This is a genomic window from Bacillus sp. JJ1532, from assembly GCF_036965085.1.
Taxonomy (GTDB): Bacteria; Bacillota; Bacilli; order Bacillales; family Cytobacillaceae; genus Cytobacillus.
Window position 1 is genome coordinate 16,556 of the sequence record NZ_JBALOW010000080.1, and the last position, 10,914, is coordinate 27,469.

12 protein-coding genes are annotated in these 10,914 nt (G+C 38.2%); 9 read left to right on the top strand and 3 right to left on the bottom strand.

What is annotated here, in order from left to right:
* Positions 1–27: 27 nt before the first annotated feature.
* The 3 genes from V7122_RS21610 to V7122_RS21620 are packed head-to-tail and all read left to right on the top strand — an operon-like array spanning position 28 to position 2,315.
* Entirely contained in the window at positions 28–888 is an 861-nt protein-coding gene (locus tag V7122_RS21610) for a carbon-nitrogen hydrolase family protein (protein WP_335354327.1), read from the top strand.
* A 19-nt stretch (positions 889–907) separates the two neighbouring features.
* Positions 908–1,588 carry a GNAT family N-acetyltransferase gene (locus tag V7122_RS21615; protein ID WP_335354328.1) on the top strand — a complete coding sequence of 227 codons (681 nt, stop codon included), beginning with the start codon at positions 908–910 and terminating at the stop codon, positions 1,586–1,588.
* A 55-nt stretch (positions 1,589–1,643) separates the two neighbouring features.
* On the top strand, positions 1,644–2,315 hold the full coding sequence (locus V7122_RS21620; protein WP_335354329.1) for a GNAT family N-acetyltransferase: 672 nt from the start codon (positions 1,644–1,646) through the stop codon (positions 2,313–2,315).
* Between the two features lie 119 nt (positions 2,316–2,434).
* On the opposite strand, the gene V7122_RS21625 is transcribed toward V7122_RS21620, so the two are convergent.
* A complete protein-coding gene (locus V7122_RS21625) occupies positions 2,435–2,776 on the bottom strand; it encodes a cupin domain-containing protein (RefSeq protein WP_335354330.1) in 342 nt (113 codons plus the stop codon).
* A 213-nt stretch (positions 2,777–2,989) separates the two neighbouring features.
* Between V7122_RS21625 and V7122_RS21630 the strand changes: the two genes are divergently transcribed.
* Genes V7122_RS21630 through V7122_RS21640 form a run of 3 tightly spaced genes read left to right on the top strand, consistent with a single transcriptional unit; the run spans position 2,990 to position 4,337 of the window.
* Positions 2,990–3,193, top strand: a complete 204-nt coding sequence (locus tag V7122_RS21630; protein WP_335344898.1) for a DUF1657 domain-containing protein — start codon at positions 2,990–2,992, stop codon at positions 3,191–3,193.
* A 60-nt stretch (positions 3,194–3,253) separates the two neighbouring features.
* The gene (locus tag V7122_RS21635) at positions 3,254–3,457 is read left to right on the top strand and encodes a DUF1657 domain-containing protein (protein WP_335344897.1); all 204 of its coding nucleotides are present in this window, start codon (positions 3,254–3,256) and stop codon (positions 3,455–3,457) included.
* Positions 3,458–3,476: 19 nt separating this feature from the next.
* Positions 3,477–4,337, top strand: coding sequence for a DUF421 domain-containing protein (locus tag V7122_RS21640; protein WP_335344896.1), 861 nt, complete (start codon positions 3,477–3,479; stop codon positions 4,335–4,337).
* Between the two features lie 65 nt (positions 4,338–4,402).
* Here the strand turns inward: V7122_RS21640 and moaA are convergent, their stop codons facing one another.
* The gene (gene moaA, locus V7122_RS21645; protein WP_335354331.1) at positions 4,403–5,419 is read right to left on the bottom strand and encodes a GTP 3',8-cyclase MoaA; all 1,017 of its coding nucleotides are present in this window, start codon (positions 5,417–5,419) and stop codon (positions 4,403–4,405) included.
* 20 nt (positions 5,420–5,439) lie between these two features.
* Positions 5,440–6,228: a formate dehydrogenase accessory sulfurtransferase FdhD gene (gene fdhD, locus V7122_RS21650; RefSeq protein ID WP_335344894.1), complete on the bottom strand. Its 789-nt coding sequence runs from the start codon at positions 6,226–6,228 to the stop codon at positions 5,440–5,442.
* A gap of 355 nt (positions 6,229–6,583) precedes the next feature.
* On the opposite strand from fdhD, the gene V7122_RS21655 reads away from it, so the two are divergent.
* From V7122_RS21655 to V7122_RS21665, 3 genes are all read left to right on the top strand, one after another.
* Entirely contained in the window at positions 6,584–7,846 is a 1,263-nt protein-coding gene (locus V7122_RS21655; RefSeq protein WP_335344893.1) for an L-lactate MFS transporter, read from the top strand.
* A 125-nt stretch (positions 7,847–7,971) separates the two neighbouring features.
* Positions 7,972–8,334, top strand: coding sequence for a DUF2294 domain-containing protein (locus tag V7122_RS21660; protein ID WP_335344892.1), 363 nt, complete (start codon positions 7,972–7,974; stop codon positions 8,332–8,334).
* A gap of 178 nt (positions 8,335–8,512) precedes the next feature.
* The gene (locus V7122_RS21665) at positions 8,513–10,861 is read left to right on the top strand and encodes an FdhF/YdeP family oxidoreductase (protein ID WP_335344891.1); all 2,349 of its coding nucleotides are present in this window, start codon (positions 8,513–8,515) and stop codon (positions 10,859–10,861) included.
* Positions 10,862–10,914: the final 53 nt, after the last annotated feature.

A 10,914-nucleotide genomic window follows, 5' to 3' on the forward strand; every position in this document is an offset into this window, starting at 1 on the left:
TATTATTAAATGATAAGGGGGATGACATTGAAACTACGAGTTTCTGCGGTGCAGTATCATCTGCATACGATTCATTCATTTGAGGATTTTGCGAAGCAGTGTGAACATTATATTAAAACAGCACAGGAGTTTGGATCGGAATTTATTTTGTTTCCTGAATTTTTTACTACCCAGCTTTTATCGATTGGGAATGAGCAAGGAACAAGTTTAACGATTAATGAACTTCCTGACTTTACAGAACAATATAAGAATCTTTTTACAAAATTCGCTAAAGAAACGAATACACATATTATAGCCGGTACACATGTGATAGAAAAGGAAGGCCGTTTATACAATGTGGCACATATGTTTTACCCGGACGGCCGGATTGTTGAGCAGGCTAAATTGCATATTACCCCAACGGAAGTAGAAGAATGGAACATGTCTGCAGGTGAGGGGCTTGAGGTTTTTGACACGGATAAAGGGCGAATTGCCATATTGACATGCTATGACATTGAATTTCCGGAAATCGTTAGGATGGCAAAAGCTAAGGGGGCAGATGTCATATTCTGTCCATCTTGTACAGATGACCGTCACGGCTTCCATCGCGTTCGTTATACATGCCATGCACGCGCAATTGAGAATCAAGTGTATGTTGTCGTAACAGGGACTGTCGGTTCCCTTCCGACTGTTGATTTCATGCGGGGGAATTTTGGCCAAGCAGCTGTTATTACTCCAAATGATGTCCCATTTCCTCCAAAAGGAATTATGGTCGAAGGGGAAATCAATGATGATATGATTGTTACAGCGGATCTAGATTTAACACTGTTACATGAAGTCAGAGAAAGAGGTTCAGTTACAACTTGGCGTGATCGACGTGTCGATCTATATCCGGATTGGGAAAAATAAATGGTAAAGAGGGATGAAAATGGCTTATCGCAGCGAATTTTATGCCTTTGATCAGGAAAAACCAGTCCCTATTATTATACGGAATTACACGGAGTCTGACTTTGATGAGCTGATCCAAATTCAAGCGGAATGCTTTCCGCCCCCTTTTCCTTCAGAATTATGGTGGAATAAAGAACAATTGCAATATCATGTTACTTTATTTCCTGAAGGGGCGCTTTGTGTAGAGGTAAATGGCCAATTGGCTGGATCATTAACTGGGGTTTGTGTTCATTTTGATCCGAAACATCCATCACATAAATGGGAAGAGGTAACGGATAGCGGATATATTCGCAATCATGACCCGAACGGAAACACTCTTTATATTGTTGACATAAGTGTTAGACCAAAGTACCGTAAGCTGGGGCTAGGAAAAATGTTGATGCAATCGATGTATCAAGTAGTCGTTCAGCTTGGCCTTGATCGTTTGCTTGGCGGCGGAAGAATGCCAGGGTATCACAAAGTGGCAGAGACTATGTCACCAAGTGAATATATTGATGCTGTGGTCAAAGGAGTTCTGCGTGATCCCGTTATTTCCTTTCTTTTGCGATCAGGCAGAACACCGATTGCTATCATCGAAAACTACTTAGAAGATGAAGAATCTCTTCATCATGCCGTTTTGATGGAGTGGAAAAACCCCTTTAACTTTTTTCAGCAAGGATAAAAATCTGGGTGTAATTTCTCCGAGGAGAAATTTATATAGAGAGGAGAAAGATTAAATGGAATATAGAAGAATAACGAGCATTGAAGATCCATTGTTTGTCAAAATGCATGATTTAATGAAAGAGGTATTTCCTCCTGAAGAGGTGCTGGAATATGAATTGTGGAAGGAACCATTAGAAGATCCGGGTATAAGAGTGTTTGTTGCTGTACATCAGAATGAGGTAGTTGGTGCAACAGAATATAGGTACTATTCTGATTGGAATATTGCTATGACCGATTTTACTATTATTGGCCGTCCAGGGCTTAGCCTAGGCCGTTTCTTAGCACAAAATAGGGAAAAAGACTTGAATGAATTAGCAAAAGCAAATGGCAAAGAATTGTTTGGCATGTTTGCAGAAATCTATGATCCTTATCAGCTTGATGATCATGAATTTGGCGGAGTAAAGCCAATGAATCCATTTGTTCGCCGTGAAGTCTTATCGCATCTCGGGTATAAGCGCCTTGATTTATCTTATGTACATCCTTCTTGGAAAAATGATGGAGAAGCCGTTAAAGGTCTCGATTTTTGTTTCATGCCGATGGATGACAATGTTTCCGAAATTCCGGCACGATTAGTTTCAGACTTTTTAACGACATATTATTCAGTACTGTCTAATAAGCCACAAGAGTGGGTTCAGATGATTGAAGAAATCAAAAACCATTCTCAAATACAGTTGTTGCCATTATAATGGCAAAAAAGCTTTTCTATAATGGACTAAGTCCAGATAGGAAAGCTTTTTTTTGAATACATTGTTGATTACCAGCATTATGGATAAGGCGGCATATTGCTAACTAATAATGTTTTAATTTAAAAGTTTTGCGCATAACGTTCATCAGGAATTTTATTTAACATGACATAAAGGCTAACATTTTCATTTCCGCTGTTTGTAAAAGCGAATTCTTCTTCGCCATCTGCCCGAATGACATCTTTTTCCGCAACCTCGAATGGTTCTCCATTAATGATGAGTGTCCCGTTACCTTGAAGGACCATTAAATACACATTAGTTCCTGGATGCTTATGTGCAGGAAGTTTCTGACCAGGCATGAAATTTAAGACGAATACTGTGCTTTCGCCCTCGCGAAAAATAATCCTTTTAGTAAACTTTTCTTCGCTAAATTCTATTGCACCTGTGATCGATTTCTTTTCCATTTATATGACCTCCAATTAGAGATATGTTCTTTCATATTAATGATAATCAATATCAATTAATGATGTATTGATTTAAATCACATCTATAATATATCTCAGTGAAATCTAGGCTATTTTAAGTACTAAATTTACCAGAAATTATTATATATAAAGATCAGGAATTAAGAAATAATACCTATTGTAAGTCATTTTTCATAGAAAAGAGGGAAAAGTATGACAGTTGGCACACAGGTTAAACAAGCGATAGCAGGTTTAAAAAGTGCTCAAGCGAGTTTTGAAGGATTTGCATTAGCAACAGATAATCAACAGGCTAAGCAGCTATACCAAACTTGTGCACAGCAAACACAGTCAGTCATTGACTCTGTAGAGCCTCGTTTGCAGCAAATTCTTGCAGAAGAACCGCAGTATAATCAATAGCTTTATCCTGGTTGGCTTATAGCCAACCTTTTCATCATTTATAGATGGGGAGTAAATGTCATGACTATTATTTCGAATGTTAAACAAAGCCTGTCCACCATTAAGGGAATCGAGGCTCAGCTTTCCATTCTGGCACTGAATTCGCACGATCCAGAGGCACAGAGGACTTTTCACGAAATGATGAATATGATGAACGATATAAAAAAAGACCTCCAGCTTCGGGTAAATGAAATGATGTTAGAAGAACCGCAGTATAAGGGATAAATAAGGAAGAGGTGACAAAATGTCAGAATGGAGTCATATTATCATTCGGTCTTTTTTATTTCTTTTTGTATTATTCATAATGACCAAGATGTTAGGAAAAAAACAAATTTCTCAAATTTCCTTTTTTGAATATGTGTCTGGCATAACAATAGGAAGTATTGCGGGCGAAGTTATTATGGGGCTTAATAGCAATATGGGGCATGGAATATTAGCTATAGCCATTTTTGGATTAGTGACGATCGCTGTTGGATTTATTTCATTAAAAAGCAATTCATTTCGTGACTTTGTTGAAGGTAAAGGAACTATATTTATTAAAGATGGAAAAATAATGGAGGATAATTTAAAAAAGGAAAAATACTCCACAGATGAGCTTACAACCCTTCTGCGCAAAAAAGATGTATTTAATTTAGCAGATGTAGAGTTTGCTGTATTAGAACCAACAGGTGATTTAAGCATCTTATTGAAAAAAGAAAACAGACCGTTAACTCCTAAAGATCTCAACCTTAAAGTAGCAAATGATAAAGTACCGCAAACAGTGATTCGTGACGGACATATTGTACATGATTCTTTGGCTTCTGCAGGAAAATCCCGGAAGTGGCTTTTTGACGAATTGGATAAACTTGAGGTCACAATGGATAATGTCTTTTATGGACAGATTGACTCTTATGGTGATTTAACTGTTGATCTCTATGATGATAAAATGAAACAGCCATCTCCACAAACAAGGCCGTTATTGATGGCGATGCTTAAAAAATGTCAAGCGGATTTAGAAATATTTGAATTGGAAACAGATTCACCCGATGCCAAAAATATGTATAAAAAGAACGCGGAAAAATTGAATGAAGCCATACGCATTCTTAGTCCATACTTGAATAATTAATCCAGTTTTTGGGGCTGTCCAGAAGTCAAAATGCAGACTTTCTATACAAGCCCCTATGAAGAAATTTATCCCCCAATATGAGACATTTCCACCTTTTTTCTGCCTTTGTTTTGCTGCAGGAGGTTATCACGCTCTTCGGAATAACGATCATTACGAATTGTCCAAATGTCTGTAATCATTTTTTCTAATTTTGAATCATCTTCCTCAGAACGCAGGATTGTGCGCAGATCGTGTCCTACACCAGAAAATAAACAAGTATAGAGCTTGCCTTCAGCTGAAAGTCTAGCCCGATTGCATGATGAGCAGAAAGCCTCTGTAACTGATGAAATGATTCCAAATTCCTGTTCAGAGCCAGAGTACCTAAATCTTGACGCTACTTCACCTAAATAATTCGGCGCAATTGGTTCAATCGGCATGACACGATGAATAGAATCAAGAATTTGTTTTTTAGAAAAAACAGATTCCATATTCCACTGGTTCGTATTTCCGACATCCATAAACTCAATAAATCGTAAAATATGGCCTTTTTCTTTAAAAAATTTGGCCATTGGGATAACTTCCTGGTCATTGACGCCTTTTTTTACAACCATATTAATTTTTATTTTTAAGCCAGCTTCAGATGCTGCCTCAATTCCATTTAAAACTTCTTGTACTTTTACCCCTCTGCCATTGATTTTTCCAAACAAATGGTCATCAAGTGAATCAAGACTGATGGAAACTCGTTTTAAGCCAGCTTTTTTCAAATTCATTGCATATTGCGGCAGTAATACTCCGTTTGTCGTCATGGCGATATCATCAATACCATCGATTCGCGCGATTTTCTCCACAAGGTCAGGCAATGATTTTCGCATTAAAGGCTCTCCACCAGTAAGCCTGACTTTTTTTATTTCGAAGGCTTTAGCAAAAATCTTAACTAACCGTTCTATCTCTTCAAATGCTAGCAGCTGTTCTTTTTTCAAAAAGGGGTAATCGGGCCCGAAAATTTCTGCAGGCATACAGTAGGTACAGCGAAAATTACACTTGTCCGTTACTGAGATTCGCAAATCTCTAAGCGGCCTGTTTCTTTTATCCTGTAAAATCAAGTATGATCGCCTCCTTTTTATTACTCTATAATCCTATGTGAATGAGAATAAACGTTAAATGAGTTTCCTCTTATAAATCCAACAGCGGTAATATTTAAATCCTCTGCTAATTTAATAGCAAGATTAGTAGGGGCTGATTTTGATAGAATAATTCCAACACCAATTTTTGCAGCCTTTAATAGTACTTCAGATGAGATTCTTCCGCTAAAGGCAATAATTTTATCTTTTACAGATATTTTATTTTGGATACAGTAACCGTAAATTTTATCCAATGCATTATGCCTTCCGATATCAGTTCTGCTAATAATCATATCCTCTCCTGAGAAAAGGGCAGCATTATGCACTCCGCCAGTTTCTTGGAAAGTTAAACTGCTGTCCTGCAGCTGTCTCATGATGGATAGACATTGAGCTGGAGTTACCGTAGTCTTGGAGGTAGAGGTCTTAGCCGTACGAGCATCATTGTGAAAATAAAACTGGCGGCTTTTCCCGCAGCAAGATCCAATAAATCGTTTTGAGTGAAATTCATGACTGGTTGTAACTGGAACATGTAAATCCACATAAGAAATTCCCTTGCTTTCGTCAATGTTAATGGTTTTTATCTCATCCTGTTGTCGGATAAATCCTTCCGAAGCGAGGAAGCCAATTGTTAATTCTTCAAGATTTTCCGGTGTACAAACCATTGTCGCAAATTCTTGTCCATTTAACATGATTGTCAAAGGCTGTTCAGTCACGATCTCATCCATCTTCTCTTGTAAAATGCCATTCTCGTACCTGTAAATCCAGCTGTTATTGCTGATTTGACCTGCCATATTCATTCACCCGCCCATACTTAACTTAATTACCCAAATAGTAGCATAAAATTTTCATATAGCAATAGTAAAAAAATCTAACATAGTGAAAAACTTAATAATGGTTGAATACCAATAGGAAAGATGTTAATATTTAGAAAAGTTCACAAACTTGTAACAATTATTGATTCGAGATAGCGAACCTGTCATCGGTTAATATCTGTTACAGCATTTTATGTAAGCGATTAACTGTTGGTGTATAGTAGCGTTCCTGCTGGTAGCTAACCGTCAATCCCTCCTAATGTTTATTAGACAAGGAGGAATTGACGGTTTTGTTTTTGGCTTGCAAAATAATATTAATCGGGGTGTTGAGAGGATGAAAAAAGCGAAAAACAGATGGCTGATTGCAGCATCTGCGGTAGGAATTCATATTTCTATCGGTTCTGTTTATGCATGGAGTGTTTTTACAAAGCCAATTGTTAATCAATTCGGATGGGATTTAACTGATGTGAGTTTTACATTTAGTTTAGCTATTTTATTTCTAGGATTATCCGCCGCTTTCTTAGGCCATTTCGTTGAAAAGCATGGGCCGAAAAGAGCTGGGATGCTTGCTGCGATGTTTTTTGGTGTTGGAATCACAGGGTCAGGATTAGCTATCAACTTAGAGTCATTGCCATTATTGTATATTTTTTATGGAGTTCTTGGAGGAATAGGCCTTGGAGTTGGCTATATTGCACCTGTTTCAACACTTGTAAAATGGTTTCCAGATCGGAGAGGATTAGCGACAGGACTAGCTATTATGGGCTTTGGCTTCGCAGCTCTTATTAGCAGCCCTATCATGCAAAGCTTAATTGATGCTGTTGGGATTGCTAATACCTTTTATATACTTGGAGTCTCGTATTTTATTATCATGATGGTATCATCTCTGTATCTTGCACCGCCTAAGCAAGGCTGGGTTCCTGCTGGTTTCCAAGATAAAATAAAGGCTGGCACGAAAACGCTTAAAGAGGATCTATCACAATTAACTGCGAATGAAGCGATTAAAACAAAGAGATTCTATTATTTATGGCTGATGTTATTTATAAATGTTACTTGCGGTATTGCGATTATTTCTGCTGCATCACCGCTTGCACAGGAGAGCATTGGTTTAAATGCAGTCGCTGCAGCCGCACTTGTAGGAGTACTAGGAGCATTTAATGGACTTGGACGAATTGGCTGGGCATCGATTTCAGATTTTATTGGCAGGCCAAATACATATACAACATTTTTCTTAATACAAGTGATTGCGTTTCCATTAGTTACGATGACAAGCAATCCGCTTATTTTCCAAATTCTCTTAGCTATTATTTATACTTGCTATGGCGGAGGCTTCGCAGCCATTCCGGCCTATATTGGAGATTTATTTGGAACGAAGCAACTTGGTGCTATTCACGGATATATATTAACAGCATGGGCAGCAGCAGGGTTAGCAGGTCCGATGTTTGCATCTTGGGTTCGTGAAACGACAGGTTCCTATTCTCAAAGTCTTATGGTTTTCACTGGGATGTTTGCTGTTGCTTTAGCGATTTCACTCCTTATTCGACTCGATATTAAAAAACTCAGACAAAAACAAGCAGAAACACGAAATGTTGCGGTTTGACAATTTTGAAAATAATTGTTTAACTTAGGATAATAGGATCAATCTTTCAACATATTAATAAAGTATTTACAAACAAGAATGATTCTTAAACATAATATTATACTGGAATTAAAGGGTTGAAATTGATGAATAAATATGAAGCAGAATTTAGCAATCTTGTCCGATCCTTTCGAAAAAAGCATATGGGAAAGGGACCAAGTAAAGTAACAACTACCTTTTGCAAAAACTGGGCTATTTGTGAAATGGAGGGAAACCTCTCCCCAGTTGAGAAGTTTATTGTAAGTGCAGATGATGGAAAACAAATGGTCCGCGCTGCAAGAACTGAAATGGTAAAGGATATGTATAAGAAGAATCAGCCAATCGAGATGGAGGAATTTTTGCAATCCAAACTCATCGACCTATTTGTAGATATCGATATCGAAAGAGATTTTGGGATGTCGGTGTTTGTTTTTGATAAAAACATTGAAGAAATGTATAAAACTAAATAGTCAATAGGAAGTTGGCACTTGGTAGCGACCCTGCTAAAGACTAACCACCAAACACATGCGTAATTTTTGTGTCTGGTGGTTTTTGTATTTTTTGTGAAAAAAACTGTTAAATAGATATTAGAATTACGATCATTAAAAAATTCATTATTCAGCATGAATGAAAAAGGAGAAGATTGTCATGAGTTCAACTAAGCATACAGGACCAATCAAATTAGATACTTCCTTAAAGCCATCCTTGTGGGCTGGCAAGGCGCCAATGGGGCTTGGGAAGATAAAGCCTCACCATATTAGAGATACGATGAAGGTAGCATGGGATAATAAAGATAATTTAGGATATGCTTATCGGATTCTGACACAAGGTGTGTGTGATGGTTGTGCCCTTGGTGTATCTGGGCTTTATGACCAAACTTTAACGGGTCCTCATTTATGTACAACAAGATTGAATGTTCTTCGCTTGAACACGATGCCGGCCATTGACCCGGAGTTGCTTGAAAATATAGATAAATTGAAGGAATTAGACAGTACACAGCTTCGGAAGCTTGGAAGAATTCCATACCCTCTATCGAGAAAAAAAGGAGAAAATAAGTTTACAAGAATATCTTGGGACGAAGCTTTAGACAGGATTGCAGCGAAAATAAAGCAAATTGATCCTAAACAGCTTGCATTCTATTTAACTGCTAGGGGAATTACGAATGAAGTTTACTATACAGCTGCGAAAGTAGCTCGGTTTCTAGGAACAAATAATATCGACAACGCTTCCCGCATATGCCATTCGCCAAGTAAAACAGCATTAAAACGGTCATTGGGTATTGGAGCATCTAGCTGTAATTATAAAGATTGGATCGGTACCGATGTATTAATATTCTGGGGCTCTGTTGCAGCAAATAATCAGCCTGTCTCCACTAAATATATGTATGCAGCTAAAAAAGCGGGAACAAAAATTATTATGATTAACCCATATCGAGAGCCAGCAATGGAAAATTACTGGATTCCTTCGATTCCGGAAAGTGCACTGTTTGGTACACAAATTGTCGATGATGTGTATCAAGTTAATATTGGCGGAGATATTGCCTTTATGAATGGTGTGATGAAGCACTGGTTTGAAATGGAGGAAAAAGTTCCGGGCTCTGCGATTGACCATGATTTTGTCAACGAGCATACAAATGGTTTTTCTGAGTTAAAAGACCATCTCAAGAATCAAGATTGGGAACTGCTTGAAAAGTCATCTGGGTTAACGAAGGAAAGAATGTATGAGTTTGCCGAGCTGCTGGCCAAATCAAAATCCGGTGTTTTCATTTGGAGTATGGGATTAACACAACATCGCTTTGCAACGGATAATATTTCACAAGTGGCTAATCTTGCCATGCTTCGCGGCTTTATTGGAAGAGAGCATTGCGGTGTTATGCCAATCCGCGGACATAGCGGGGTGCAAGGATCAGGTGAAATGGGAGCTGACCCGTTTGTACTTCCAGGAAGTGATTTTGATGAGCTCAATGCAAAACGCATGGAATATTTATGGGGATTCCCGGTTCCTAGATGGCAGGGGGATACAGTAGGTCAAACATTGGAAAATATCATGCTGCCGGAGAATCATCCGAGAAAAGTTAAGCTCTTTTTTACAAGTGGAGGAAACTTCCTCGAAACAATGCCAGATCCTCATTTTATTCAGGAGGTTCTTGAAAATGTTGAACTGCGGGTCCATCAGGATATCATTTTTAATACATCTACCCTAGTGGATGCAAAAGAAGAGGTCATTATATTACCTGCGATGACGCGATATGAGCAGCCTGGTGGAGGTACATCCACAAGTACAGAAAGAATGGTATATTTTAGTCCAGAGATTAAAGGGCCAAGAATTGAGGAAGCTAGACCAGAATGGGAAATTTATGTTGACCTCGCATCAAGAGTATATCCTGATAAAAAGCATCTAATTGAATTTAAACATGCAGATGAAATTCGTGATGAAATTTCTATAGCCAATAGAAATTATGATGGCATCCAGCATTTGAAAAACAAGGGAGATGTGTTCCAATGGGGAGGAGCCTGGTTATGCGAGGGCGGGGTTTGTCCTACTCCTGATGGCAAAGGAAACCTGCTGGCCATTGAAATTCCTGAGCTGCGGAAAACGGAAGGCCAGTTCTATGTGACAACAAGACGCGGAAAACAATTCAATTCGATGGTTTATAGTGAAATAGATCCTTTCAATGGGGCAGATCGCTATGATATTTTAATGAATGCAGACGATGCAGAGAAACTTAATATTCAAGAAGGAGATGCTATCGTTGCATTTAATAATTACGGCACTTACCAGGGAAGAGCGAAATTTGAAGATGTGAAATCAGGTAATATCGCTGTATTCTGGCCAGAAGGCAATGTACTGCTTCCTAAGGGCGTGTATGAGAAGTATGCGGAAATTCCGGAATACAATACTACGATTATTCTCGAAAAAGCAGAAACGTTCCATGCACAAAAGGATCGAAAATATTTAGAAAAGAGAATTGAAGAACTCGAAATGAGTATGAGCTAAATCTAGTTTCTTCTATTATATAGGCTGATCATGCAGGCAAAGTATACTTTGCC